Raw genomic sequence first — 25,087 nt, forward strand, 5'->3', positions numbered from 1 at the left:
CCTTGCTCCATGAGTGAACCGTTCAATACTTGGCAGTCGCGCTTTGAAAAACTGCGCAGCAACAAAATTTTTGAAAGCATTGTTATCTCCATTATTGTTCTTTCCGCGCTGATGATTGGCGCGAAAACCTATGAAGAAACAACGCGTATAGAGCAGTGGCTGCTCTATCTTGATATAGCGGTAACCGTATTCTTTCTGGTCGAGATTTTGATCAGAATGGCCGCTGAACGCACCTTGCTGAGCTTTTTCAAGAAAGGCTGGAACATCTTCGATTTTATCATTGTTACAGCCAGCCTGATCCCCATGGATGACTCAGAAATGGTGCTGCTGGCGCGGCTTTTACGGATTTTCCGGGTGCTGCGCCTAGTGTCCATGATCCCTGAGCTGCAAATGCTGTTAGGCGCATTGCTGAAATCCATCCCGCGGATGGGCTATGTCGTTCTGCTGATGTTTATCATTTTTTACATCTACGCCGCGATTGGCAGCTTTCTCTTCCATAACGTCGATGAAGGGCTTTGGGGCAACATTGCGCTGGCGATGCTGACACTCTTCCAGGTGGCTACCTTTGAAAGCTGGGCAACCGCCGTGCTGTATCCCACGATGGAGGTTTACCCTTACGCCTGGATCTATTTCCTTACGTTTATCTTTTTGAATGCTTTTATCTTCCTGAACATGATGATTGGTATCGTGCTTGATGTAATGCAAAAAGAGAGCGCGCAAATGGCGCTGGATAACGGTGAGGGTGAAGAGGCCGAGTTAAAGGCATTGCGCAATGACGTACGTGGGCTGCAGGCGCAGCTTGATCGTATGGAATCGGCGCTGATTCAGAGTAATACGCCCTCATCACAACAGGCGGCGGTCAGCCCGCCTGTTGATACGTCCAAAACCGTTTGAAATAAACGTGTGCTTGCTTTGAGTGAGGGTTATTCGAGGGAGAATGCGTAGGTTAGTTTGCCGCGGGGCGACAGCAGTTTATCAAGCTCTGCTGCGTTAAATGCTGGCAGCTGGCCCATTTCCTGAGCAGTCAGGCTGCCCGTGGCGGTATCGGCGATCAGTGTGTCGGGTGATACCTCAACCATTAACGTGGCCGCCTGAGTAACCGCGTCGGTATAGCCTTCAAGAGTGGTTAAATCTAGCGTGTCGAGGGGTAGCTGTTCGGCGAGCCATTGTCCCCAATAAAACTCCAGAAATGGCGGCGGTGTGTCAGGCTTTTTATAACCTACCCCGCGTGTGAAGTAGACCAGTGAGCGGTAAGGGTCGTCGACCTGATGGTCACGGCCCAGCTGTTCAGGCAGTTCTTCTGATGTGATCGGGCCTTCTGGCGCATCAAGCCAAACCAGCCGCTGTTCTTCCATGGTGGCCCAAAAACGTTCCATATCCGGCAGTTCGCTGAAATCATGCGTGATGAGCAGCGGCATGCTCAGCTCAGGACCTTCCAATGCCAGGTAGTTACCCAGGGTATGATGGCCATCGGTAAGATAAAAACCGCCATTGGGCGCAATCACCGCGGTTTTCATATCTTCTGGATGCGTGCCGACAGGGTTGGTGCATGCAAAGCTATCGATAGCGTGCAGAGAGGAAGCCTCATCAAACTGTGCAATGCCGCCTTGACCGCCCGTTTCACAAAATTCATCGAAAAACTTCTCACGATCGACGGCAAAACGGCCCTGCTTATAATCCATCTGCCGGTAGCCAAGCGCTGGCTGTGTAGGGTGTAGCTCGCCCAGCGCAATCTCACGAATATCGGCAGAAGGCGCGGCCAGTGCGGGCGTCATGGGAAGAAGAGCCAGCAGCATTAGAGCTTTTTTCATCAATGTCTCCAAAGAGTTATCGTTGTTGCAGTGCCAGCAGGCAACCATACGGGGCAACGATGACAATTTTTTGACGCTAAGTGGCATACCGCTTAATCAGAACGTGGTGTTGCGTATTTATGGGGATGTACTCCTCATGCAAACGGGGCGACCTTTAGCATTCAGCTAAAGGCCGCCCCGTAGATTGCCGCTTTTAAACGCTGTTATTCGGGTAGCGCGTAAACCGCGATTTGATCGCCGACCTGATCCTTGAGAATCGTATTGCCACCTGCGATAAACGCAACGTATTGGCGGCCTTGATACTCGTAAACGGCAGGGTTGGAGACGGAGGGCGCCTGGGCCTGGTCCGACCAGAGCTGTTCACCAGTTTCCAGCGAGTAGGCGCGTACCTTGGCGTCCATAGAGGCGCCGATGAAGATCAAGCCTCCTGCAGTCACCGCTGGGCCGCCGATGGTGGGCGAGCCCCAGCTTTCGGGCATAAAGAAGCCGAACTGCTGTGAGGCGCCTACCGGGCGTCGCCATTTTACATCGCCTGTGGTCATGTCAAGCGCCACCAACTCACCGAAAGGCGGCTCCCAGCAGGGCATGCCCAGCCAGTTCAGCGCCACTTCCAAGCGCATACCGTAAGGCGCGCCTAATTGGGGCGAATAGCCGCTTTCGTTGCCTGAACCGCTGTCGGCTTCATCGAAATCTTCGCGGTTGAAGAGCTTGATGTACTGCACAATGTGCGAGGTATTCACCACCGCCGTCTGGCTGACGGGATCGAAGGCAACGCCGCCCCACTGAACGCCGCCGGCGCTATCTGGGTAGGCGAGCGTACCTTCGCCGCGCGTGGTGGGTGGGGTGTACATGCCCTCGTACCAAAGATCGTCCCAAAGCGCGGAACATTGACCAAAGCTTGCCGCGTCCGCCAGCGCCCACACTTCGGGCTTTTCAGACTGATCTAGAAGCGGCGCAGGTACGGTGGGGAAAGGTTGGGTGGGTGAGTAAACCTCGCCTTCCACGGTGCCGTCGCCGCCGGGCACTTCGCGTTCTTCAATCGGCCAGACATCTTCGCCGGTCTCACGGTTGACCACGAACAGGAAGCCCATTTTGGTCGCCTGCATCAGCGCCGGGATTTCCTCGCCGTCGACGGTAATATCCATTAGCGTCGGTGCGGCGTTGATATCGTAATCCCAAATATCGTGATGCACCCACTGGCGCGACCAAACCACCTCGCCGGTTTCAATATCCAGCGCCGTGGTAGAGGTTGCCAGCGGCGCCTCCTCGGTGCGGTTTCCACCCCAGAAGTTGGGCGAGGGCGAGGCGACGGGTAAGTAAACGAGACCCAGCTCTTCATCGGCGGCCATATGCGTCCAAACGTTGGCGGTGCCGCTGCGCTGGCGCATCTCTTCGGAGAGCGCCTCGAACGTCCACTCGCGCTCGCCGGTACGTGCGTTAATGGAGAACACCGTACCTGCCGGGGCCACGCTCTCTTCCCAATCCTTGCCCGCCCAGCCCAGAATCAGCCGGTCGCCTACGACGGTGGGCGGCTGAAGCAGCGACAGCGGCCAGTTTTCGGGCATGTTGTTCCACTCGTTGACGTTCAGTACGCCGCCGTCGGCGAAGCCTTCGCACAGCTCACCGCTATCAGCGTCCAGCGCAAAGAGCTGAGCATCCATTGTGCCGAAGTAAACGATTTTTTCGCAGGCGTTGCCAGCAACGGGCTCGTCGGCTTCCCAGTAGGCGACGCCGCGGCTTTTGAGCGCTGGCTGCGTCAGTGCTTCCTGAGTGGATTGAGTATCAAAGCGCCAGCGCTCTTCGCCGGTGGCCGGGTCGAGAGCGAACACCCGGTACATGGGCGTGCCGATATACACAGTGTCATTGGCGAACACCGGGGTGGCCGACCAAACAGTCGGGGCGGTGTCGCCTGAACCATCCGACACATCGCCGGTATGAAACTCCCAGGCTTTTTCGAGCTCGCCTACGTTGTCGACGTTAATTTGATCGAGTGGACTGTACTTCTGCGCGTTGAGCTGGCCGTGAAAGCTATCCCAGACCGCACCTTCAGGCACTAAAGGAATAGGCGCGCGGTCGGACGCTTGTTCTGCTTCGCCTGATTGCTCAGCACTTGTTTCCTCAGCACTGGATGGCTCTGCTGGCTGATCCTGAGCGAGTAGCGTCAAGGGCGCTATAAAAAGTGCCAGCGCTAAGCCGTGTCTGACGGGTTTGAACAAAACCGGTGCGGATAAAGTGGCAAGGCGCTGCTCGGTAAAACGGGGTATTGGCACGGACGGCTCCTTATAAATGAGTGGGACGGATATTGTGAGCCGGGCGGCAAAGATCGATGATCAATCCGATCAAGCCAAGTACCATGGCAACGCAAAGCCACCACTGATGCAGCAGCAATCCGGCAAAGCATGTACCGGCAAGGCCTATCAGGATTAACACGCGCAGAGCAATACGGGCGCCACGGCCTTGAAGCGCCGCCAGCATAAGCGCCAAAATAATCAGCACGATACAGGCCGCGATAGCCACGAGTGCACCGAGCGATCCGGTAACGCCTGTCAGTGGCGTGAAGTAGGCATAAAGTGCGGTAATAAGCCCGATAACAGCGGCGGCCAATAACACAAAAGCGCCTAGCTTAGCCCTGAGTGATTGCGACATGGCGTTCTTGTCTCCAGGTGGAAAATATTAAAACGAAACAAATACTAAGAAAAATAGTTAGCCTGTTAACATTAGCAGAAAAATATGTTTTTTCGAGCTGGATAAAGCAATAGAAAGTAATTTGCTGGCTAGAGCATTATTTATAGCTAATAGCCTGGCTTTATAGCCAATCGCTCAGCACCCATACTTGACGTTTTGTTTAAGATATCTCGGTTAAAAAGAAGTTAGTGGTGTGATTCCTGAGGTTGTGGTTTAGGTGAGTTAACGCAGCAGCAGCGTTTTTAATAATGACGCGGGAGCGCGCACAGGGAGAAAGTAAGGCATGCGACTCTGGTTAACGACGCTAGCGATAGCAACCGTATTGGCGGGTGGGCTATCGGCGCTGGCCTCCAGCGAAGCTTTTGAGCCACGACTCGTGCGACTTGAAGCGCAGCGAACATTGCCCGCCATTGAAGCTTCGCTGGCTCAGGAGTCGGCTGAACTTAACGCGATCTTTCTCCATTACGCTGAAGATCAGGCGCTCTGGATGAGCGCCCATTTGGCCATCCTGCGCTACGGCGATATCGCCCGTGTAGCGTTACTTGAGTATGCCGCATTGCCTGAGTTTCAGCAGGTGCTGGTGCGTTTTGGTCCCGATGCCGTGTTGCCGATCATTTACTATCGAGATAACGATATTGCCACGCTGCGTGCTCAGCACTGGGTGGGTGAGCATTATCAGCAGCTGAGCCGTTGGTGGAGTGAGGAAACTGAAGATGTGCAGGAGCAAGGCGGCCCAACAGACATAGCCGAGTGGAACCCGTACCGGCGAGGCCAAATGGGTATTGCCCTGCTGGATACTGAAGGCCATGGCTTGCTCAAACAGTTTGTGGTGGATCGCGAGGGCGATGTGCACTGGCTGCAAAGTGAGCGTGTTGTGGCAGGCCTCAGCGATTTCTTTACCAGCGGTATTCGCAATCTGGAAAACCAGTGGCGTCGCGATGCAGCGATTGGTGCCGCGGACGTGGGCTGGGCCGGTGTCGATCTTTTACTGATGGCAAGTACCGTTAAGGTGCTGCGAGCAGGGCGTGTCGCACGAGGTGCACGGGTAGGCAGTATTGAAGCCCAGGGAGCACGCACTGGATTACGTTCGGGCATCGTGGCAGGCAGTGGGCGTTTTGCCAGCCTGTCGCGTATGGCCAAGGTGGTGGCGGTTGCCACCACGGCTTATGTAGTGGTTCGCCACCCGTCGCTGGTAAGCGCACTGGGCGCCAATGTAGCGAAATGGCTTGGCTTGCCGGTGTGGCTGGGGCAATTCGTTATCTGGCTGCTGGTGTTGCTGCCGTTTCTACTGATCGCACGTTTTGTCTGGCGCTGGCTGCTGGTACCTGTTTTATGGCTATTGATGCCGCTTATTTATCGTTGTGGCAGGTTAGCGCGCAAACGCTATCAAAAAGCGTAACTGAACCCATTTGGCCGCCCTTCATAATCACCGGTAGCTGATGACCATCGGCAAAATTTGCCGCACAAACCGACACACCTGCCTCGAGCGGGCCGAGATAGTCAATGCTTTGAGGCCGCAGTTGGTGGATGGCCAGGCTTGAGGTGTCACCCCCGGCAACAAGCAGCGTACCGATACTGTTGGAGTGAATGAGTGAAGCGATCAGCTTGGCGCAATGCTGGGCGATTTCCAGTGCCGTAAGACCATGTGTTGTATCTTCATCTAATACAGCAAGGGTTGCTTTGCCTTCGCGCAGGTGGCGCAAAATCTGCTCATACTCGGCGTGTGAATGGGTGGCCAGCTGGCGGGCCGAAATCGTCACTTTGATCATGCTGCTAGTGGCTGCCACTTGAGAGGCCGTGACAGAAGAGCGACTGCCCGCAAAGACGAGAAGCGGGCCGGGCAGGCTGCTGGGTGGTTCGATAGTTTGAGCGTTGGGATAAAGCGCTTCCACCACGCTGCTGGCGCCAATCCACAGCTGTGGCTTCAAAGCATGGCGAAAGCGTTCGCCGATACGTTTGAGGTCGTTGTTATCAAGCGCATCGCATAGTACTGGGCTACTGGGGGAGTCGCCGTCAGCGTGAAGTGTAGTTCTATCCAGAAGGTTAATGTTGGCAAGGCCCATGGCGCTAAAGTGTTGGCGCAAGTCGGCTTCCAGCATGGGGGTAACCGGGTGCTGCTGCATGACCGGGTGACGGTCGATGCGGTATATCTGCCCATCAGCGCTTTTAGCAAATAGATTGCCAAACACGCAGTAACGCCCAAGGCTGGGCTGGCCGCCCACAATCAAGGTGGTAGCCGGTTTTAGCTGTGCAGAAAGCGCAGTAATGGCGGTTGCGATATTGCCAGTGGCTGGGCTGCTATCAAAAGTGGAGCAAACCTTTAGATGTAGAATGTCCGGCTGATGCAGCAATAGCTGATGGCCGATACGCTGCATTTCTGTGGCTAGGGCTTGTTGATCCATACTGCGTGCCGCCGTTGCGATACCAAACGCATCAAGGTCGGCGACTTCTTCGCAGGAGGGGGCCGCCAGATAGAGCCGCGCCTTTAATCCGGCGCGTCGCAGCGTCGCCAGGGTGTCGGATGCGCCGGTAAAGTCATCCGCGACAAATATATAGCGCATGCCTAGCGCTCACCGAAGAAGTCGAGCGCCCTGGCAAGCGCTGGGCGGTTGGCGCACTCTAACGGCGTGTCTGCTTCAATGCTTTGCCAGGCCTCTTGAAGGCTTGCCACACCGGCAGCCACGCCGTCAGGATGCGCCAAGATGCCGCCTCCGGCTAAAAACATAAAGTCAGCGCTTTGGATTTTAGTGCAGGTAAGCGGCAGGGTGCCTGCCCATTGGCCAGATGAAAATACCGGCATCACGCGATCATCTGTACCCCCTAGTGTGTTGAGCGAAAGCTTGGCAGCATGAGCCACTTCGTCGGTTTGGTCGGCAAACTTTCCGCCCATGCCATGGACGTGCATGTGATCAATGCCCGCCAGGCGGTACAGCGTTTGATAGGCGGAAAAATCGATGCCTAAAGCAGGATGGCGTGCGAAGGCGCCAAAGCCGTTACGATGGCCGTGAATGGCTAGCGGCGTTGACGCGCGCAAACTTTGCAGCGCAGAAAGCCCACACCAGTTAAGGCTCGCCATCACGCAGCTGCCGCCTTCGGCCTGAACGTGGTCTGCATGGCGGCGCATGGCATCCAGCTCGTCGGTGATATTGAACGCGACCATGACGTTGCGGCCGGTACGCTCTCTAAATTGCCTGATACGCTGCATCACCACGCTGACGCGTTCTTCTACCGGCGCATACGGGTGATTACCTGCGATTTCGTCATCCTTAATGAAGTCGACGCCAGCCTCGCAAAGCTGCTCGACAAGGTCGGCGGTTTCAGTGGGGCTCATACCGATATTAGGCTTTAAAATAGTCCCAAACAGGGGGCGATTTGCCACGCCTGTTGCACTGCGCGTACCGGCAATACCGTGAGTCGGCAGCGAGTAGCGGTCGCGATATTCCGGGCGCAGCTGCAGTTCCATCAAGCGTAGCCCAGTGAGCTCGCCTAAGTCGAAAAGATTGCCGGCGACGGTCGCGGCAAGGTTTGGTAAGTTAACCCCTACGTTGTCTTCGGGATATTCAATCTCCACCGCCACTTTTTTCCATGGGCCTTTAACACCCTTGCGCTCAAGATAGGCGCTGTGAAGACTGGGGGAGTCCAGTTCCTCCAGAACGTTTAAGTGAGTGACCCTGGCACCAAAGCGCTCCCTGATGGCGTCGGTCTCGCCCATTACTTTGACGAAGGTGCCTGAGCTTTGCTCACCGGCCATCATCTCTGCCACGAGCGATGGATCAAGTGGTGTCTCAATCTGATAGGCAGCGCGAATCATGCTTCTGCCTCTTTCAGGTTCGGGAAGGGGCGCACGGGGTCTTTACCGTCCCAGTTTTCGGACGCTTCGCGGATCATGCGGAACATTTTGCCTTTGGGGCCCAGCACCTCGGAAAGCTCAATAACAGTACCGGGGTGATATTCACGATCAAAATACGCAAAACGCCCATTGGCACCCACTTCACCGCTCATTTTGACGTGATAGCCCCTGGCCTGCATGGCGGCAAGGTCGGTGTCATAGTCTTCCGTCCAAAAAGCAACATGCTGTAAACCTGTATTGCCCGCTTGTAGAAAATCACGGTACATGGAAGGGGCATCGTTGCGTGTTTGGATCAGCTCAACCTGAATGAAGCCCGAGTTAGCCAGGGCCACCGAGTTATGCACGTCATATTGCTTGCCGTCATACGTATAGTTCTCGATAGGTACGCGCGGGTTGTAGAAAAAAGGCCCCACGCCCATCACTTTGTTCCAGTACTCCATGGCCGCTTCGATATCGTTGACCACATAACCTAATTGACGAATAGCTCCAAGATATTGGCTCATGACACTTCCTACATAACAAGGTTAGGCAACCAGGTGGACAAAGAGGGCACCAGAGTGACCAACGCCAAGGCTGCAAAAAGGGAAAGATAGAAGGGGGCCACACCGCGAATAATCGAGGAAAGCGGCATCTTGGTAATGATCGATACCATATAAAGACTCATGCCTACCGGCGGGGTCAGCAGTCCAAGCATCAGGTTGAGTACGAACACCACGCCTAGCTGTTCCGGGGGTACACCTGCTTGCAGCAAGGCGGGTGTCACAATCGGGGCGATGATAAGGATCGCGACGATAGCTTCCAGGAACATGCCCACAACCAGTAAAAGCAGATTCAGTAGAAGCAGAAGAACGAGCGGATTATCCGACACGCTCAATAACCACTCACCTGCATGGGCTGGAACACGATCCATGGTGAGTACCCAGGCAAACAAGGCCGCGGAGGCGACAACAAAAAGCACGTTGGCGGTCGATAACACGGTTTCCCGGGTGCAGGTCAGAAAAGAACGAACGGTTAAAGTGCGGTAAATAACCACGCCAATAAGAATGGCATAGGCAGTGGTCATGCCCGCCGCTTCCGTTGGCCCGAAGTAACCGCTGACCATCCCGCCGACTAACAGCACCGGGGCGAGTAAGGCAGGCAGAGAAATCAGCGTTTTTCTACGAAAGGCGGCAAAGCTTGGCTGTACATCATCACGCGGCAGTTGAGAGCGTCTTGCCATGACCGCGACTTGTATCATTAACGCCGCTGCCACTACGAGCGCAGGGACGACGCCAGCCAACAGCGCACGAATGGTGGAAACTTCAGCCGCCGTGGCAAAGATGATCAGGGGAATCGACGGGGGAAAGATCGGCCCAATCGTCGCCGCGGCAATCGTAAGACCGGCTGCAAAGCGCTTGGTGTAGCCCTGTTGCTCCATTTGACGAATTTGAATCCCGCCCAATGCCCCGATATCGGCTAATGCTGCGCCGGACATGCCGGAAAAGATCAGGCTGGTGAGTACATTAACGTGTGCCATACCGCCGCGAATGCGCCCAACCACCATACGCATCAGTTCAAACAGATGCGTGGTGACACCGGTGGCGCCCAGCAATGACGCTGCGAGTATGAAAAGCGGCACCGCCAACAGTGGCGTACTGTCCAGCGTATTAATGGCGCGCTGCGCCATGACAGTGAACGGCAGGTCGTAGAAAAAAATCACCAGTCCAGCGGACAGGCCCAGACTAACCGCGACCGGCGCACCAATCAGCAAGCTTCCCGCAAAGATGAGCAGTAGCGTTACGGACATACTAAAGCCCTCCGCTGCATCATCCGCCCCAGGCGATAGACTGATATCACCGCCAGCAACCCGATGCTGATAAGCGCTGGCATGTATAGCCACAGGTTGGGAATCCCCATGGCGGGCGAGGAAAAGCGCCCCGCGCGCAATAGAAAGCGATAAAACCCGTAAAGTGTCAGGGCGCAAAAGCCTAACGTTGCGAGTTCCGCTATCGCTAAACACAAGGTGCGCTTAACGCCTGATAGCGCATCCGCCAGCATGGTGACTGCGACATGCTGGCCGTGGAACAGCAGGTAAGGAGTCGCCAGATACACCATGGAAATACCCGCAAACCGGGAGGCTTCATCCGCCCATGGCAGCCCAGTGCTAAAGAGGTTTCTGGCGAGTACCTGAGCGACGACCAGCACGGTGATGATCATCAGCAATAGCATCGCAATACCCACACAAATCTCGGACAGCCGGCTAAGACTTCGCCCTAATAGAGGTTCTTGACCGTCCATGGCTTAACGCGTTTCGCTGATGAGTTGATAGAGATCACCGTATTGGCTATCGAACTCTTCGGTAATTCGCGCTTGCACACGGGTACGAAAGGCATCTACATCCAGGCCTTCTTCTGGGCCAATAATCTGCATACCTGCCTCGGCAAGTTGCGCAAGGTCACTGGCTTCTGCTTCTTGCATAGCGGTGGTAGCGCGTTCGCGTACTTCCAGCGCCGCTTCAGCGATAGCCGCTTGATTCTCGTGGGATAAGGACTGCCAAGTATCATCGTTAATGACGATAACCTGCGCGGCACTGATGTGGCCCGTCAGCATCATGTGGCTTTGTACTTCATTAAGTTTGGCGCTGACCACCACGTTGACCGGGTTTTCCTGGCCTTCAACCACGCCGGTTGCAAGTGCCGTGGGTACTTCTGACCAATCCACCGGCACCGGGATGGCGCCCATTCCTTCAACGGTCGCCATATAGATGGGGAATGGAATCGAGCGAATTTTGACACCGGCTAAGTCGTCAGGCGTATGGATCTCCTGGTTGGCCGTAAGATGACGGGTGCCAAAGTAGAAGGCATACAGCAAGCGTACGCCTGAAGCATCAGCCAGTTCTTCGTTCAGCGTGCTCATCACCGGAGAATCGACATCCATCACCTTCATCAGATGATCAACATCGCGATAAAGGTAGGGTGTATCAAAGGCGGCGAACGGAGCGTAGAGAGAGCCAATAGCACCCGCGGTATTGTGGGAAAGCGCAATGGAGCCTGTGGAAACCGCTTCGGCGAGTTCCTGCAGGCGGCCTAGCTGGGAGTTGGGGTAGATCTCAACGGCCACATTGCCGCCCGTTTTTTCTTCAATGGCGTCCGCCAGCCATTCGGCCTGCATACCCGCAATGGAGTTGGGCGTATGCATATGTCCGTAGCGAAGAGTGACTTCCTGCGCGGCTGCACTTCCTGCACTTAGCGCGAAGGCGCCTGCTATTAAAGCGAGATGGCTATTGCGAACTAGTTTAACTAGCATTGTTATTCTCCAGGCGATGATTGTTTTTTATTGTTTTGTAGCCAAGTGTTTTCCACCTGCTACTAACCAATAGGCTAGGGCAGGGCTGCTCTTTTAAGCAATGAGGAATTCATGATGGTTTTTGATGTAAAGCGTCCCTTGATACCCGACATTGCCATGGCCGCAGGCGTCTCAACGGCAACCGTGGATCGCGTTCTGAACAGGCGGCCCGGCGTGCGCAACGTTACGCTTCATCGCGTGCTGGAAGCGGCAGTTAAGGTGGGCTATTTAGGTGAAGAGGAGGTTAAAGTCCGCCTTGGACCCGCCTTTTCCAAGGTGGTGTTTTTATTGCCGCAGGGTACCAATCCGTATCTTACCGGGCTAAATACCTATGTAAGAGCCTTGGCAGAACAGTCGGTGGAGCCTCTCAAAGTGCGCAGCCACTTTATCGAAAGCTTCAATCCAGAGGCGTTGGTTCACGCCTTGCGGCGCTACGGCAAAACCTCTGATGCGGTGATTTTCATGGCCATTGAGCATCCCAAAGTGCGCCAGGTGATCGATGAGCTGGTGAATGCCGGAAAACGCGTCGTTACCATTATCTCTGACCTGCCCACCTCGAACCGGCATGCCTATATCGGGATTGATAACTTTGCCGCAGGGCGTACCGCCGCCAAAGTAATGGGACGCTTCTGCCGTGCCCCTCAAGGTAAGTTGGCACTCGTGGCGGCGAGCCGCGCTTATCGCGCGCATATGGAAAGGGAAATGGGATTTTTGGCGCTGATCGAGGAGAGCTTTCCTCATTTAACGGTGATTGGGCCTCAGGAAGGCCACGATAACCGGGATGAAAACTACCACAACACGTGCCGTTTATTGGAGCAGCACCCGGATATTGTCGGAATCTATAATGTCGGCGGCTCATCCGACGGAATTGGCCGAGCGCTGCATGAATCAAAGCGCGACAAAGAAATATGTTTTATAGGACATGGGCTAACCCCCGATACGCGCAGCATGCTGGTCGAGGGCGTAATGGATATGGTCATCACCCAGAACCCCAGCGCCATCTACGCCCGGGCCATTGAAGTAGCAAGCGGTGAAAAAACGGGTAGCGGCGCTGTCTCGATGGAAATCTACTTTTCAGAAAACCTTCCGATCGTAAACCCTTCGTAGCCGCCGTAGAGGAGGGTTTTGATGGAAATCGTTAAATCCATTGAAAACGCCTTGATCTTTGCTGATCAAGGCGTTTTTTTATGCCTCACCCGTTATCTGACGTAGCAGGCAAAGTGGACTTCAATTGGACTGGATTAAAGCCTGGTTATTGACTTACCCAGGACTCATTGACGCGAACGTACTTGATTCGCTGGCGGAAGTAAGTGAAAGCGATATGCAGGTCGCCTTCCTGGCCCTGGATGATCGTGGGGTAGGAGTACTCACGGTTTTTCTTTTCTGTCGAGTTATTAGTCATGCAGTAACCGTCACCGATTTCCAGGTCGCGGCGAATGGGCCAGCTGCGCCCACCATCGGTTGAGACCGCAAGCGTCATGGGCGCGCGCGGTGCGCCCCAGAAGGCTGACTTTCCAGCGTTGCTGGCTTGATCTACTAATTCGCCGTGGTCCTCGGCGTCTTCAATATCGTCGTAAAGCGAGGCGCGCCGTTCGGCGTTAGGGGAGGCTCGGCGATGGTTATACACCAGTGCCAAGTGACCATTGTCCAGGCAGGTGAACTGGATGGACGAGTTGTTATTAGGCAGCTCGGTTGCCTCCGGTGCGCTCCAGTTAACGGCATCTTGCGAACGGCTCAGGTAGATGCAATCCGCCCAGCGGCTGCGATAAAGCGCGATGAACGAGCCGTCCTTGAGCGGCTGAATATTCATGTGTACACAGCCAACGCTTTCGGGAACGTCCTGCTGTTGCCAAGTATTGCCAGCATCCTTGGAGATCATGACGGCGCTGATATCATCGTTCCCGGTCCAGCGCTCGCCTTCGGCGACACGGCACAGAAATACCGGAAGCACCCAACTGCCATCCTGGGTGAATACCGGGGGTTGGCGAATAAAGATGCCTGGCGTTTTGAATAAATCTTCTGTCGCGCTCCACGTCTTACCGCCATCGTATGAGCGTCGGCGACGTACGATGGCCGTGTTCTGATGACCAGATAACTGTGCAGTATAAGTCAGCCACAGCGCACCGTCGGGGGCGGTGAAGAGTACGGGATTCTGTTCAGAACGGGTGGCATCGTCAGAGAGTTTGTGGGGCTCTGACCACTCTAGCTCACCTTTGGCGAGCCTTGCCACGAAGATGGAGATATCCGGCACGCCTTCCTGTGTTCCACCAAACCAGGCGCATAGGAGATCGCCATTATCGAGTTCATGTAGAAACGAAGCGTGATTTTGCAGGCAGGGAGTAGGCAAGTATGCTTCTAGTCTTCCGCCATCAATCGCTGCAGTGTGCAGTTGACCAGCTGGGGGGGAGAAAGTGAATTCGTTCATGTTCATCCTCAAAATCGTTATTCAGGAGTGCTGGTTGCGACATGCGGGCGAGGTCTGATGCGTCGAAACACGTAGCGCAGTAGCGGTAAATAAAGAGGTAATAATGCTATGGCCCAGATAACAGCACTGATAGGGGTGATGAAGTCCAGATAGTTGCCGCGGGTTATCAAAAGCCCACGAGCGATTTCGCTTTCAATGATCGGGCCCAGCGTCATACCGATGACGATAGGCGCACGCGGAATACCGGCCTTTGCCATGTAGTAGCCAAAGACACCAACGCCCAGCATGACCAGAATATCCCAGGGGTTATTGCGGAGCGCGTAAGCGCCAATGATGCATATCAGCAAAATGATCGGTAAAAGAATGCTCTCTTTCACCTGAAGCGCCCGAGAGAAAAGCTTGGCGCCTGGAAGGCCGATCAGCAGCACGATGAAATTGACGATAACGGTGGTGGCAAAGAACTGATAGACCAGCGGCGCATGGTCTCGCATCAATAGCGGCCCCGGTTGCAGTCCGTGAATCATGAAGCTGCCGATGATCACCGCGGTGACCGCCCCGCCGGGTAGGCCAAGGGTCAGCAGGGGAATCAGGGCGCCCACGCCCGAAGCGCTGTTGGCGGTTTCTGAGCAGGCAATACCTTCGGGCTCGCCCGAGCCGAAACGCTCACGGTACTTAGAAAGGTTGCGCCCCTGGCTGTAGGAGATAAGCGAGGCCACATCGGCGCCAGCGCCGGGTATTGCCCCTACGATGGTGCCGATGCCGGTTGAACGAAGCTGGGCGGGAATCAACCGTCTCAGTAGCGGCCAGGAGGGCAAAACTTTGGATACTTGTACGATAGGCTGAGTGCGATGAGAAATACGCTCGAAGCGCTGCATGATTTCCGGGATAGCGAACAAACCGATAATCACCGCAATGAACGGGATGCCGCCCATCAGGTAGGGGAGGCCCATCGTAAAGCGGGGCTGTCCGTTGATTTCATCAAGCCCGACAGTGGCTAGAAAAAGCCCGAGCAGACAGGCGATCGCTCCCTTCAGGAACGACCCGCCAGAGAGTGAGGCGACGGCCATCAATGCCAGCACGGCAATGGCGCAGTACTCACGTGGGCCTAATGAGAGTGCAAACTGCGAGATAGGATAGGCGAGGACGATCAGTATCAGTGAAGCAAGCACACCGCCGATGAACGACGATATCGTACTGAGCCCCAGCGCCAATCCCGCTTGTCCCTTGCGCCCCATCGGGTAACCATCAAATACCGTGGTGACCGCCATCGCCGAACCGGGGATACCAATCACCGTGGCAGGGATCGAGCCGCCGAAAACAGCGCCGATATAGATACCCAGCAGGCAGCTGATACCGGTGAAAGGGTCGAACACGAACGTTAATGGGCTTGCAATCGCCACCCCAAGCGAGGGGGATATCCCCGGCATGGCACCTACCACGATACCAATGGCGACCGCCCCTACCAGTAGCAGTAGCAGAATTGGATCCAGAAGGGATGCAAACCCTTGTATCAATAGCTCAAACATGCAGGGCTCCTTACCAGATCGATCCTAAGGGGAGGGGAATACTAAAGACGTGATAAAAGACCATGTAGGTGCTTACCGCGATCACCACGTTGATGACCCCGATCTTTATCAGCCCGGTGACACTCAGCTCGGCGCGCAGCAGCGCCATGATTAGTGATGTGACCAGGATGGACGTGAAAATAAAGCCCACGATATTCATCAAAAATGGAAAGAGCGCAATTGCCAACAGCGTAATGGGGATGGCATAGGCGCGGCCACGGGCAGCCTGGGCCTTTACCGCAATACCCCGGGCACCCTGGTCTGCCAGTGCGCCCAGAAGTGTCTGTGCGTACTCTGAATTACTTGAGTGCCAGGGCACCTGTACATGCTGAAGCTGCGCGGTAAATGCTGGGGAGCCAAATGCCTTTTCAAGGCGCAGGGTATTTTGTTGGCGGGCCTCGTTTGCTTGATCATCAGGTACGAAAAGCGCCGCCCAGTCGCCATAGATCAGACCGCTCTTACCAGAGGTTGTGCCATCAAACGCTTCTAACACCGTGAGCTCATTGGCCTGTAAGGATTCCTCAAGCCCGGATCGAGCGGCTAGAACGGCGTCTATCTTGCCCTCAGCTAGCGCCACGCGTAGCGCCTCAATCTCCATGGGCTGCCACTGCTTTTCAAAAGGCCTCGAAAGTTCTGGATGCTGTCGCAGCGTCTCCAAGAAGACGGTGTCGTCAAGCAGGTTGTCGTATCCTATCTTGAGTTGTCCAAGCGTCTCGTTAGAGGTAGTAGTGCCGAGGCGCACCGCTAGAACGAAGGCATCGAAGTAGAGCAGCGTCAGTGGCGTAAAACCCCTCAAATGCTCTTTTGCAGCCAGTTCTGCATTGACTTGAGTTGCCCGTGAAGAGGCGGCGAGAACTGAAATGTCGGGGTGGCTTCGCTTGATAACACTCAGTGCTGAAAAACTACCCAGCCCCGTATGGCTTGAGAGAGTAAAGCGGTGACCGTTTTGCGTGTTAAGAGCCGTTGTTAGAGTCTTAAAGGTAGTATCGTCTTCAGAGCCTTCGGGAAAATTGGTATAAATCTTATGGTGCGGGTTAGTCAAGAACCGCACCAGTGCAACCAGCGTACAGCTGAGAAGACCAACCAATACAATGGTGGGGATAAAGCCGGGGCCTATGGTGCGGCGCATCTCAAACGGCATGCCCAGGGCCTGGGCAAGAAAATAACTTCCCGCTAAAAACAACAAGAGTAGTGTCCAAAACTCTATGGTTTTCACCCGGTATTTAAGGGTCTGATAGTTCATCAAAGCGCTATCCCTACGAAGTGAAGGAGCATTCAGTTCGAACCTGAATGCTCCTGCTTATGGGTCGTGGTTTACTGCTCCAGTAGGCCTGCAGCGGCGGCAAACGCTTCGTTCTGGCGTGTGAGCCACGCTTTGAAGTCGTCACCGGTGCGTAGCTGAACGTTAAAGCCGATACGGTTCATCCGCTCAACGAACGCTTCATCCTGAGCGATATGCGTGCAGGCATCAATCAAGTAGCTCTCGACGTCTTCAGGCAGGTTGGCCGGCGCGCCGATGGCACGGAAAAGGCCGATGTCCAGCGGGTAGCCCTCTTCGGCAGAAGTGGGAACATCCGGCAGGCTCTTGGAGCGCTCGTCACTGAAGAAAGTCAGCATGCGAAGCTGATCGGCCTGAACTTGTGAGTAGGCTTCTGCATCGGAGACCACCGCGCCATCCACGTGGCCACCAATAACGGCAGTAATCGAGTCACCCGAGCCAGAGTAAGGAATGAGCGTGGGGTCGGTGTCGGTAACATTGCCTGCCGAGAGTGCGATTAGCTCACCAATAGAGGTGTAGCCCAGCGCGAGACGGTCAGGGTCTTCTTGGGCAATCGATACCCAGTCCTCAAGGGTTTCGATATCGCTGCTGGCGCTAACGGCAATGCCTACAGGCTCGGCGGAAAGTAGGCAGATCGGCGTGAAGCCATCAATGCTTGCTGGAAAGCCGTTAATAATATGGGGGTTGCCGACCAGCGAGCTGTTGATCATGGCGATTGTATAACCATCAGGGCGAGCCGATGAGGCGGCATGAAAGCCCACCGCGCCGCTTCCGCCTGTACGGTTGACCGGCAGAACATCCACATCTGAGTACTCGGCCAGGGATTGAGAAAAAGCGCGACCCACCAGGTCATTGCCGCCCCCCTGACCAAACGGAATGACCAGTTCGATCGAGCGTTCCGGGTAATCGGCAAAGGCCGTCACAGGAACGAGTAGCGAAGTGGCGAGAAGTGCTCCGAGTGATTTACGTACCGTCATGTGGCTCTCCGGTTTTTTATTGTGCAGTGCATTATGAGTAAAGGTGTGATGCAGAAGGCTTTCATCAATGGGTATTTTCTAACGCGCTAGTCCTTCTATGCCTACAAAATGATTGAATTGATCACTTGATGCATTTGCACTTTTGTCTTATATGCTAAAGTTAATTCACTTAAATTTTTATTATTTACAGTCATTTATATTAAAAATGACTGTTTTGATCATTTTTTATTGCGTGGTTTGCTTGCGATATCTTCTCGAATCAATCATTTTTGTGATCGATTTAGTCGAAAATGCATTCAAAGGACGCCAGGCTCATGACGCTATTCAAAGGGATTATTCCCGCCTTAATTACCCCCATGAACGACCGTCAGGCGGTAGATGAAGCCGCACTGCGCACGTTGGTGGATACCTTGATCGAGAAGGGCGTTCATGGGCTGTTCGCGCTGGGCACCAACGGTGAGTTCTTCGCGCTCAACGAAGATGAAAAATTGAAAGTCGCTCACATCGTTGTTGACCAGGCGCGGGGGCGAGTGCCTGTCATTGCAGGTACCGGGGCCTTTACCACACAGGGCGTGATCGATATGAATGCCAGGATGGAGCAGGTCGGCGTGGATGCCTGCTCGATTATCACCCCTTACTTCAACGCGGTGTCCCAGCACGAGCTTGTGGTTCACTATTCGGCGATTGCTGAACAGGCGCAACTGCCCTTTATGCTTTACAACATTCCGGCTAAAACCGGCGGCACGATCAGCGTTGATACTGTTGAGGAGCTTTCGCACCTGCCGATGGTGCAGGGTATCAAGGACAGCGGCGGCGATTTTGACCGGTTAACGCAACTTATTGGCTTGAAACGTGACGACTTTGCCGTGTTCACGGGTACCGATTCGCTCATTCTTTGGGGCCTTTTGGCCGGTGCCGATGGCGCGGTAGCGGCGACCACCAACGCCGTGCCCGATGTTGTGATGACCATCTATAACGCCTTCCAGGCGGGCGATATAGAAACAGCGCGAGAGGCTCAGGAAAAACTGCGCGTGCTGCGTACCGCCTTTGGCATGGCCACCATGCCGGTCGTCTTGAAAGCAGCGGCCGAGTTGATGGGTATGCCAGCTGGTCCCACCCGCGCACCAGCGCTTCCCCTAAGCGAGCAGCAGCGTCAGCAGCTCGATGAACTTATGCAGGTTTATCGCTGATGGCCGGGGAGTCGTCAACGTCTCTGGCAGACACCACACAGCTTGTCATGCTAGCCGATGACCTTTCGGGTGCGGCTGACTGTGCAGTGAGCTACGCCAAGAGCGGTTTGACCACCGCCATTGAGCTTACCCTACAAAACAGGGCCGATGCCCAAGTAGTGGTTTTCGATACCGACTCCCGCCATCTGGCTGCCGACCAGGCCGCAGCTTTGAATGTGCAAGCTTTGAAAGCACTGCGCAGCACGAATCTTCGGCTGTATAAAAAGATCGATTCGACGCTTCGCGGTAACTGGGCGCAGGAAGTCGCGGCGCTGATTCCCGAAGCGGGAATGGCGATAGTGGCGCCGGCAATGCCTGCCATGAGGCGCTTTACTCGCCATGCAAGGCAGTACATCGACCAGATACCCGTTGAAGAAACCGAGGTATGGGGCAATGAGGGCCGTTCTGGCAGGGCGTCGCTCAGCGACATGTTGCGCGAGACAGGCGTTGACGCCGAGTACTTGCCGCTTGCCACGCTTCGCCAGTTATCCCCGGATGTGCTCGAACAGTGGTTTTCAACGCATCAGCAAAATCAGGTGGGGGCGGTGGTTATCGATGCCGAGAGCGACAGCGACCTTGACCGTATCGCTCAGGCGACGCAGCGTCTTCCCGGCATTTTCTGGGTGGGGTCGGCAGGGCTATCCAAGGCGCTTTGTCCCTACGTGCATGAGCATCTAAAGACGCTTCCTGAAAAGCAGGGGGCGGTGTTGGCGCCCTCCTTCACGGTAAAGGGTCCGGTGTTGATGGTGGTGGCCAGCATGTCGCCTATTTCACATCGCCAGATCAATCATTTGTTGCAGAAGGGCGGTGACGCGCTTGCGCATGTCCAAGTGGATATCGCCTCGCTGATGGCATCCCAGGAAGCACCTTCGATGCTGAACAGAGCGCTGAATGCGCTTGAGGCAGGGCAAGATGTACTCGTGACTCTCGCTCAGCAAACACCGGATCCTTCCATTGACGGCTATAGGCTGTCTCAGCGCCTGGCCAGCCATCTGGGTGGCCATGTAGAACGGCTCGGTGCTTTGGTCGCCACGGGGGGCGAAACGGCCAAGGCGTTGCTCAGGGCGGCCGGTATCGATCATCTGCGTCTCCTAGATGAGCTTGAGCCGGGGGTCGTGCTTTCAATGAATAATCAATGCATGCCGGTGGTCACCAAGGCAGGTGCCTTTGGTAATGAAGCCACGCTTTTTAAGGTCTGGCGTATCTTGGCCGATAAGCGCGAAGCCGGTTTATCTCGCCGCTGAGCTTTTCAAACGACTTACTTCGGAGTAACAACACCAATGAGCTACCTTCCAGTCGTAGGTATTACCATGGGGGATGCCGCCGGTATCGGCCCTGAAGTCATTATGAAGGCGCTTGCCCATGACAGCGTATACGACACCTGTCGACCGCTGGTGATTGGCGATGCAGGCCGCTTGAAAAAGGCCGGGCAGATTGTCGGCAGTCAGTTAATCCTGAACATGATCGACGATGTTAGTGAGGCGACATTCACGCCGGGCACAGTGGATTGCATCAATCTGGGCTTGATCCCTGAAGACCTGGCGTATGGTCAGGTATCGCCGGTTGCTGGTGATGCAGCTTATCAGTTCATCGCACGTACCGTTGAATTGACTCACAGTGGCGCGCTTGACGCCATCTGTACGGCACCGCTTAACAAGGAGGCGCTGCACGCCGGTGGGCATATCTTTCCAGGGCATACGGAGATGCTAGCGCATCTGACCGGTATCGAAGAGGTCTCGATGATGCTGGTGGCGCCCAACCTTCGTGTGATTCATGTGACTACTCATATCGGGCTTTTGGATGCCATTAACCGCATCGAACCAGGGCTTGTTAAACGTACCATCGAGCGGGCACATGAAACGCTGGTACGCTCGGGGATCGACCATCCGCGCATCGGTGTTTGCGGCATCAACCCACACGCAGGTGAGAACGGTTTGTTCGGCTATGGTGAGGAAGAGGAGAAGATTGTTCCCGCGATCGAAGAACTCACCTCAAGGGGGTGGGACGTTCAAGGGCCGCTTCCCGCCGATACGCTGTTCTTCCGTGCCGGGCGGGGTGACTTCGATGTGGTAGTCGCCATGTATCATGATCAAGGGCATGGCCCGGTGAAAGTGATGGGGCTCGAAGCGGGCGTCAACGTGACCGTAGGGCTGCCGGTCATCCGTACCTCGGTGGATCATGGCACGGCGTTCGATATTGCCGGTAAAGGAATCGCCGATGAACGCAGCCTTCTTGAGGCGCTCAAGCAGGCTGTCGACCTTGCCAACCGCCGTGAAAAATCCGCTGAATCCAGTACCGCTAAGGGGAACATCTAATGAAACGTATCGGTTTTATCGGTTTGGGCCTGATGGGCGCCAACATTGCTCGTAACATCATGCAGGGCGGCTATCCAATGTCCGTCTTCGACCCGCGTCAGGAGAGCCTCGCGCCGCTTCTGGAGCAGGGCGCGCAGGCAGTAGACTCACCCATGGCGCTGGCGCAGCGCTGCGATATAGTGTTTATCTGTGTACCCGGCGCTCCACAGGTCGAGGCGATTGTCGAAGGCGAACAGGGGTTGGCGCAGGGTGCTCATGAGGGGCTGGTGATTATCGATTGTTCGACCTCCGACCCGACTCTGACGCGACGCTTGAATGAAGCGCTTGCCGCCAAAGGAACCATCTTCATGGACGCTGCGTTGGGCGGCACCCCGACCCAGGCAGAATCCGGTGAACTTCAGGCGATTGTGGGGACCGATGAAGCGACGCTCGAAGCTATACGCCCGGTGTTAAACTGTTGGGCAGGTAAGATATTGCACGTGGGCCCCGCCGGTGCTGGCCATACTATGAAGCTTCTCAACCAGTTTTTGGCGATGGGCTACGGCGCGATCTACTCTGAAGCGCTAACCATCGGCGCCAAGGCCGGCGTGACGCCAGCGGTATTCGATAGCGTCATTCGCGGCAGCCGGATGGATAGCGGTTTTTATCAAACGTTTTTCCAGTACGTGCTGGAGCGCGACCGCAACGCACATCGCTTTTCGTTGGCCAATGCTGGCAAGGATATCCGCTACGTTGCCAATCTGGCAGACGACCTGAACGTTCAGGCGGGTGTCGCTCACGCCATTAAAGAATTATACGCAAGCGCGCTGGACGAGGGTGCTGGTGAAAGCTTCGTACCCGAGCTTTCCGATATCGTCGCCAAGCGTCATGGCGTCTCTTTTTCATCCTGATAACGGGTATTCGATACCGCTTTAAGGAGCCTCAATGAAAGTCGCCAAGCGACGCAGTGCCATGCTAGAGGCGGTTCACAACGGTATTACTGATGTGGAAACGCTTTGTGAGCGTTTTCAAATCTCCGAGGCGACCGTTCGGCGCGATTTAGCATCGCTCGCCGATGAGGGTTACATCGTGCGTACTTATGGCGGCGCGGCGGCAGTGGTGGGCAAGCGTGAGCCGGAGCTTTCGCTGGTTCAGCGCCAACATGAACGGGGCGACATCAAGGCCCACCTGGCGCGCGCAGCGCTTGAGCATATCGAGGATGGCGATACGCTGCTGCTCGACGGCGGGTCTACCACCACCGCACTTGCCAAGCTCCTAGGCCAGCGCCGCAGACTGCATATCTTTACAAATAACATGACTGCGCTGCCCGCTTTGGCGGCTATAAAAGATTGTAAAGTGACGTTTCTAGGAGGGGATTTACGCTCCGCTAGCATGACCACCTATGGCGTGACGGCCCAGGCAGCGCTTGAACGCTTGTCGGTTGATAAGCTTTTCATGAGTGCCGACGGAGTAGTCGCGGATTTAGGGCTTTGCGAGGCAAGCGCCGAGCAGGCCTATCTCAAAGAGCTAATGATTCGACGCGCTCTGAAAGTGGTGGTGCTCGCTGACTCCAGTAAGTTGGGTAACGCGCGACAACAACACTGGACGCCTATGCTCAGCCACTGGACATTGATTACCGACAACCAGGCCGGTGATGACCGGTTAGAAGCGTTCAAACGCCGTCGTGGCGTTACGCTTGAAGTGGTCAAGACATAGCTATAGTGGTCGAAGACACTGATTATTGAAAACATAGCTATTAAAGACATAGCTATTAAAGAAATAGTTAGTAAAGAAATAGTTATTTATAGGTCAAACTCGGGAAAATGGATCCATGCATTTATTAGTGACAGGGTGCAGTTCGGGAATTGGATTGGCGATCTGCCAGCATCTGCTTGAACAAGGGCATGAAATTACCGGGCTTTCGAGGCGTCCTGCACCCATTGAAAGCGAGCGTTTTCATTGGGTAAGTGCCGACTTGGGGGCACTTTCCTCTACTATGCTCAAGCTCGATTCAAGCAGCTTCGATGGTTTCGTGCACGCAGCGGGCATCATGCATACAGGTGATATACAGGCCTATGAGCATGAGCTCGCCCAACAGATGTGGCGGCTTCATGTCGACGCGCCAGCGCTATTGGTTCAAAAACTTCTCGCCGAGCAGGCACCCTTGACTCGGATAGTGCTGATCGGCAGTCGAACCCAGCAGGGCGCGCTTGGCAAAAGCGCTTACGCGGCCTCGAAAGCGGCTCAGCAAGGCTTGATACGTTCCTGGGCAATGGAGCTGGTGGGCAAGCAGGTCACCGTGAATTTAGTCGCTCCGGGTGCCACGCGAACCCCCATGCTTGAAGACCCTAACCGGGCTGGCGTGGCGCCCAAGCTACCCCCGATGGGTCGATTTATCGAACCCGATGAGATTGCCGCAAGCGTTTCATTTCTACTCAGCGACTCCGCACGTTCTATTACCGGGCAGACACTGACGGTCTGTGCAGGCGCCTCGCTTTAGGCACCTCCCTCACAGCGGCGTTTTGCTCGCTTCCCCAGGCACTTCGCGCACTAGCCTGGGCATTAAAAAGCCGGGTAAGTGCTCACGCAGCTGAGTGACGAGTGTACGCGCTTCGTCATCCGGCACATCAAAATGTGCCGCTCCCTGAACCGGGTCTAGAACATGCAGATAGTAGGGCAGTACGCCCGCCTCAAACAGCCGCTCGGAAAGCGTTGCCAGCGTTTCGACGTCGTCATTTATATCGCGTAGCAGCACGCTTTGATTAAGCAGCGTCACACCTGCTGCTTTTAGCCGGGTGCAGGCATCAATAACCGCTTGATCGATCTCATTGGCGTGGTTGATATGCAGCACCATGACTTTTTGCAGACGCGTGGTGCCCAGCCAGTCAAGCAGTGCGCTATCCACCCGGTCAGGTATCACCACCGGTAATCGCGTATGAATACGCAAGCGCTTAAGGTGGGGTATTTTTTCCAGCTCACCCACCAGCCAGGCGAGTTGACGGTCGTTAGCTGCCAGCGGGTCGCCGCCCGAGAGAATCGCCTCATGGATGGAGGGATCGTCACGTAGATATTGCAGCGCGTCCTGCCACTCGGCGCGTGAAGGTGAGTTATCGCTATACGGAAAATGGCGGCGGAAACAGTAGCGGCAGTTAATCGCGCAGTTGGGACTCGCGATCAGCAGCACCCGGCCTGAGTACTTGTGAATCAGGCCGCGGGCGGGTCGATGCTCGGCCTCTTCCAGCGGGTCGGTGACATAGCCTATGGCTGACACGGCCTCATTACCCAGCGGCAACACCTGGCGGAGTAAGGGATCGTCCGGCGTGGCATGGGCGATTCTTGAAAGGTAAGCGTCGGGCACGCACACTTCAAAGAGTTGATGCCCCTTACGAGCACCAGGCAGCCACGCCTCGCTTAACCCAAGGCGTTGGCAGAGCTCATGCGGATCGCGAATGGCACTTGAAAGCTGCCGTTGCCACGTCGGGCTTTGGGCTTCGTTGAATCGCTCGTGCTTATCCGAGGCAACGATCATAATGTTCTCCTGCAAAAAGGCCCTCCTTCGGGTTATCATGCGCGCACTTATTTGACGATGCTATCCACGCTGCGGCGAAGTATGCTGCCATGCATCGCTAACTGTAATAGCTAACTGAA

General features: G+C 55.3%; 23 protein-coding genes. 9 read left to right on the top strand and 14 right to left on the bottom strand.

The window, feature by feature from the left end:
• Positions 1 to 9 precede the first annotated feature (9 nt).
• Entirely contained in the window at positions 10 to 894 is an 885-nt protein-coding gene (locus D467_RS18905; protein WP_018915665.1) for an ion transporter, read from the top strand.
• A gap of 29 nt (positions 895 to 923) precedes the next feature.
• Here D467_RS18905 and D467_RS0101145 read toward each other — a convergent pair whose 3' ends face one another.
• The 3 genes from D467_RS0101145 to D467_RS0101155 form a co-directional block, all read right to left on the bottom strand.
• Positions 924 to 1,811 (bottom strand): ParB/Srx family N-terminal domain-containing protein, encoded by an 888-nt coding sequence (locus D467_RS0101145; protein WP_018915666.1) that lies wholly within the window; start codon positions 1,809 to 1,811, stop codon positions 924 to 926.
• Positions 1,812 to 2,014: 203 nt separating this feature from the next.
• On the bottom strand, positions 2,015 to 4,081 hold the full coding sequence (locus D467_RS0101150; protein ID WP_018915667.1) for a pyrroloquinoline quinone-dependent dehydrogenase: 2,067 nt from the start codon (positions 4,079 to 4,081) through the stop codon (positions 2,015 to 2,017).
• 10 nt (positions 4,082 to 4,091) lie between these two features.
• Entirely contained in the window at positions 4,092 to 4,457 is a 366-nt protein-coding gene (locus D467_RS0101155; protein ID WP_018915668.1) for a hypothetical protein, read from the bottom strand.
• Positions 4,458 to 4,779: 322 nt separating this feature from the next.
• On the opposite strand from D467_RS0101155, the gene D467_RS0101160 reads away from it, so the two are divergent.
• Entirely contained in the window at positions 4,780 to 5,895 is a 1,116-nt protein-coding gene (locus D467_RS0101160; protein ID WP_018915669.1) for a hypothetical protein, read from the top strand.
• On the opposite strand, the gene D467_RS0101165 is transcribed toward D467_RS0101160, so the two are convergent.
• The 6 genes from D467_RS0101165 to D467_RS0101190 are packed head-to-tail and all read right to left on the bottom strand — an operon-like array spanning position 5,846 to position 11,631.
• On the bottom strand, positions 5,846 to 7,057 hold the full coding sequence (locus tag D467_RS0101165) for a four-carbon acid sugar kinase family protein (RefSeq protein WP_018915670.1): 1,212 nt from the start codon (positions 7,055 to 7,057) through the stop codon (positions 5,846 to 5,848). The two genes, D467_RS0101160 and D467_RS0101165, sit on opposite strands and share 50 nt — an antisense overlap.
• Before the next feature lie 2 nt (positions 7,058 to 7,059).
• Positions 7,060 to 8,307, bottom strand: a complete 1,248-nt coding sequence (locus D467_RS0101170; protein WP_018915671.1) for a RuBisCO large subunit C-terminal-like domain-containing protein — start codon at positions 8,305 to 8,307, stop codon at positions 7,060 to 7,062.
• A complete protein-coding gene (locus tag D467_RS0101175; RefSeq protein WP_018915672.1) occupies positions 8,304 to 8,849 on the bottom strand; it encodes a VOC family protein in 546 nt (181 codons plus the stop codon). Before D467_RS0101175 ends, D467_RS0101170 begins: the two co-directional genes overlap by 4 nt.
• Positions 8,850 to 8,857: 8 nt before the next feature.
• A complete protein-coding gene (locus tag D467_RS0101180) occupies positions 8,858 to 10,132 on the bottom strand; it encodes a TRAP transporter large permease (RefSeq protein WP_018915673.1) in 1,275 nt (424 codons plus the stop codon).
• Positions 10,123 to 10,623 carry a TRAP transporter small permease gene (locus D467_RS18910; protein WP_018915674.1) on the bottom strand — a complete coding sequence of 167 codons (501 nt, stop codon included), beginning with the start codon at positions 10,621 to 10,623 and terminating at the stop codon, positions 10,123 to 10,125. The genes D467_RS0101180 and D467_RS18910 overlap by 10 nt, the downstream gene beginning before the upstream one ends.
• A 3-nt stretch (positions 10,624 to 10,626) precedes the next feature.
• Positions 10,627 to 11,631, bottom strand: coding sequence for a TRAP transporter substrate-binding protein (locus tag D467_RS0101190; protein WP_018915675.1), 1,005 nt, complete (start codon positions 11,629 to 11,631; stop codon positions 10,627 to 10,629).
• A 111-nt stretch (positions 11,632 to 11,742) separates the two neighbouring features.
• On the opposite strand from D467_RS0101190, the gene D467_RS18915 reads away from it, so the two are divergent.
• The gene (locus tag D467_RS18915; protein WP_018915676.1) at positions 11,743 to 12,777 is read left to right on the top strand and encodes a LacI family DNA-binding transcriptional regulator; all 1,035 of its coding nucleotides are present in this window, start codon (positions 11,743 to 11,745) and stop codon (positions 12,775 to 12,777) included.
• Positions 12,778 to 12,922: 145 nt separating this feature from the next.
• On the opposite strand, the gene D467_RS0101205 is transcribed toward D467_RS18915, so the two are convergent.
• The 4 genes from D467_RS0101205 to D467_RS0101220 form a co-directional block, all read right to left on the bottom strand.
• The gene (locus D467_RS0101205; protein ID WP_040460027.1) at positions 12,923 to 14,095 is read right to left on the bottom strand and encodes a sialidase family protein; all 1,173 of its coding nucleotides are present in this window, start codon (positions 14,093 to 14,095) and stop codon (positions 12,923 to 12,925) included.
• A 17-nt stretch (positions 14,096 to 14,112) separates the two neighbouring features.
• On the bottom strand, positions 14,113 to 15,621 hold the full coding sequence (locus tag D467_RS0101210; protein ID WP_018915678.1) for a tripartite tricarboxylate transporter permease: 1,509 nt from the start codon (positions 15,619 to 15,621) through the stop codon (positions 14,113 to 14,115).
• A 10-nt stretch (positions 15,622 to 15,631) separates the two neighbouring features.
• Positions 15,632 to 16,903, bottom strand: coding sequence for a tripartite tricarboxylate transporter TctB family protein (locus D467_RS0101215; RefSeq protein WP_018915679.1), 1,272 nt, complete (start codon positions 16,901 to 16,903; stop codon positions 15,632 to 15,634).
• 71 nt (positions 16,904 to 16,974) lie between these two features.
• Positions 16,975 to 17,916 carry a Bug family tripartite tricarboxylate transporter substrate binding protein gene (locus D467_RS0101220; protein ID WP_018915680.1) on the bottom strand — a complete coding sequence of 314 codons (942 nt, stop codon included), beginning with the start codon at positions 17,914 to 17,916 and terminating at the stop codon, positions 16,975 to 16,977.
• 314 nt (positions 17,917 to 18,230) lie between these two features.
• On the opposite strand from D467_RS0101220, the gene dapA reads away from it, so the two are divergent.
• From dapA to D467_RS0101250, 6 genes are all read left to right on the top strand, one after another.
• Positions 18,231 to 19,106: a 4-hydroxy-tetrahydrodipicolinate synthase gene (gene dapA / locus D467_RS0101225; protein ID WP_018915681.1), complete on the top strand. Its 876-nt coding sequence runs from the start codon at positions 18,231 to 18,233 to the stop codon at positions 19,104 to 19,106.
• Entirely contained in the window at positions 19,106 to 20,389 is a 1,284-nt protein-coding gene (locus D467_RS0101230) for a four-carbon acid sugar kinase family protein (RefSeq protein WP_018915682.1), read from the top strand. The genes dapA and D467_RS0101230 overlap by 1 nt, the downstream gene beginning before the upstream one ends.
• Before the next feature lie 36 nt (positions 20,390 to 20,425).
• Positions 20,426 to 21,460, top strand: a complete 1,035-nt coding sequence (gene pdxA / locus D467_RS0101235; RefSeq protein ID WP_018915683.1) for a 4-hydroxythreonine-4-phosphate dehydrogenase PdxA — start codon at positions 20,426 to 20,428, stop codon at positions 21,458 to 21,460.
• On the top strand, positions 21,460 to 22,350 hold the full coding sequence (locus D467_RS0101240) for an NAD(P)-dependent oxidoreductase (protein WP_018915684.1): 891 nt from the start codon (positions 21,460 to 21,462) through the stop codon (positions 22,348 to 22,350). The genes pdxA and D467_RS0101240 overlap by 1 nt, the downstream gene beginning before the upstream one ends.
• 34 nt (positions 22,351 to 22,384) lie before the next feature.
• Entirely contained in the window at positions 22,385 to 23,155 is a 771-nt protein-coding gene (locus D467_RS0101245) for a DeoR/GlpR family DNA-binding transcription regulator (protein WP_018915685.1), read from the top strand.
• Positions 23,156 to 23,270: 115 nt separating this feature from the next.
• The gene (locus D467_RS0101250; protein WP_026285554.1) at positions 23,271 to 23,939 is read left to right on the top strand and encodes an SDR family NAD(P)-dependent oxidoreductase; all 669 of its coding nucleotides are present in this window, start codon (positions 23,271 to 23,273) and stop codon (positions 23,937 to 23,939) included.
• 9 nt (positions 23,940 to 23,948) lie between these two features.
• Here the strand turns inward: D467_RS0101250 and epmB are convergent, their stop codons facing one another.
• Positions 23,949 to 24,968, bottom strand: a complete 1,020-nt coding sequence (gene epmB / locus D467_RS0101255) for an EF-P beta-lysylation protein EpmB (protein WP_018915687.1) — start codon at positions 24,966 to 24,968, stop codon at positions 23,949 to 23,951.
• Positions 24,969 to 25,087: the final 119 nt, after the last annotated feature.

This window comes from Vreelandella zhanjiangensis DSM 21076, assembly GCF_000377665.1.
Lineage (GTDB): Bacteria > Pseudomonadota > Gammaproteobacteria > Pseudomonadales > Halomonadaceae > Vreelandella > Vreelandella zhanjiangensis.

Bases quoted from the DNA above. Each gene is read 5' to 3' on its own strand.
- D467_RS18905 (WP_018915665.1), top strand. From the start codon at position 10: ATGAGTGAACCGTTCAATACTTGGCAGTCGCGCTTTGAAAAACTGCGC.
- D467_RS0101145 (WP_018915666.1), bottom strand. From the start codon at position 1,811: ATGAAAAAAGCTCTAATGCTGCTGGCTCTTCTTCCCATGACGCCCGCA.
- D467_RS0101155 (WP_018915668.1), bottom strand. From the start codon at position 4,457: ATGTCGCAATCACTCAGGGCTAAGCTAGGCGCTTTTGTGTTATTGGCC.
- D467_RS0101160 (WP_018915669.1), top strand. From the start codon at position 4,780: ATGCGACTCTGGTTAACGACGCTAGCGATAGCAACCGTATTGGCGGGT.
- D467_RS0101165 (WP_018915670.1), bottom strand. From the start codon at position 7,057: ATGCGCTATATATTTGTCGCGGATGACTTTACCGGCGCATCCGACACC.
- D467_RS0101170 (WP_018915671.1), bottom strand. From the start codon at position 8,307: ATGATTCGCGCTGCCTATCAGATTGAGACACCACTTGATCCATCGCTC.
- D467_RS0101175 (WP_018915672.1), bottom strand. From the start codon at position 8,849: ATGAGCCAATATCTTGGAGCTATTCGTCAATTAGGTTATGTGGTCAAC.
- D467_RS0101180 (WP_018915673.1), bottom strand. From the start codon at position 10,132: ATGTCCGTAACGCTACTGCTCATCTTTGCGGGAAGCTTGCTGATTGGT.
- D467_RS18910 (WP_018915674.1), bottom strand. From the start codon at position 10,623: ATGGACGGTCAAGAACCTCTATTAGGGCGAAGTCTTAGCCGGCTGTCC.
- D467_RS0101190 (WP_018915675.1), bottom strand. From the start codon at position 11,631: ATGCTAGTTAAACTAGTTCGCAATAGCCATCTCGCTTTAATAGCAGGC.
- D467_RS18915 (WP_018915676.1), top strand. From the start codon at position 11,743: ATGATGGTTTTTGATGTAAAGCGTCCCTTGATACCCGACATTGCCATG.
- D467_RS0101205 (WP_040460027.1), bottom strand. From the start codon at position 14,095: ATGAACGAATTCACTTTCTCCCCCCCAGCTGGTCAACTGCACACTGCA.
- D467_RS0101210 (WP_018915678.1), bottom strand. From the start codon at position 15,621: ATGTTTGAGCTATTGATACAAGGGTTTGCATCCCTTCTGGATCCAATT.
- D467_RS0101215 (WP_018915679.1), bottom strand. From the start codon at position 16,903: ATGAACTATCAGACCCTTAAATACCGGGTGAAAACCATAGAGTTTTGG.
- D467_RS0101220 (WP_018915680.1), bottom strand. From the start codon at position 17,916: ATGACGGTACGTAAATCACTCGGAGCACTTCTCGCCACTTCGCTACTC.
- dapA (WP_018915681.1), top strand. From the start codon at position 18,231: ATGACGCTATTCAAAGGGATTATTCCCGCCTTAATTACCCCCATGAAC.
- D467_RS0101230 (WP_018915682.1), top strand. From the start codon at position 19,106: ATGGCCGGGGAGTCGTCAACGTCTCTGGCAGACACCACACAGCTTGTC.
- pdxA (WP_018915683.1), top strand. From the start codon at position 20,426: ATGAGCTACCTTCCAGTCGTAGGTATTACCATGGGGGATGCCGCCGGT.
- D467_RS0101240 (WP_018915684.1), top strand. From the start codon at position 21,460: ATGAAACGTATCGGTTTTATCGGTTTGGGCCTGATGGGCGCCAACATT.
- D467_RS0101245 (WP_018915685.1), top strand. From the start codon at position 22,385: ATGAAAGTCGCCAAGCGACGCAGTGCCATGCTAGAGGCGGTTCACAAC.
- D467_RS0101250 (WP_026285554.1), top strand. From the start codon at position 23,271: ATGCATTTATTAGTGACAGGGTGCAGTTCGGGAATTGGATTGGCGATC.
- epmB (WP_018915687.1), bottom strand. From the start codon at position 24,968: ATGATCGTTGCCTCGGATAAGCACGAGCGATTCAACGAAGCCCAAAGC.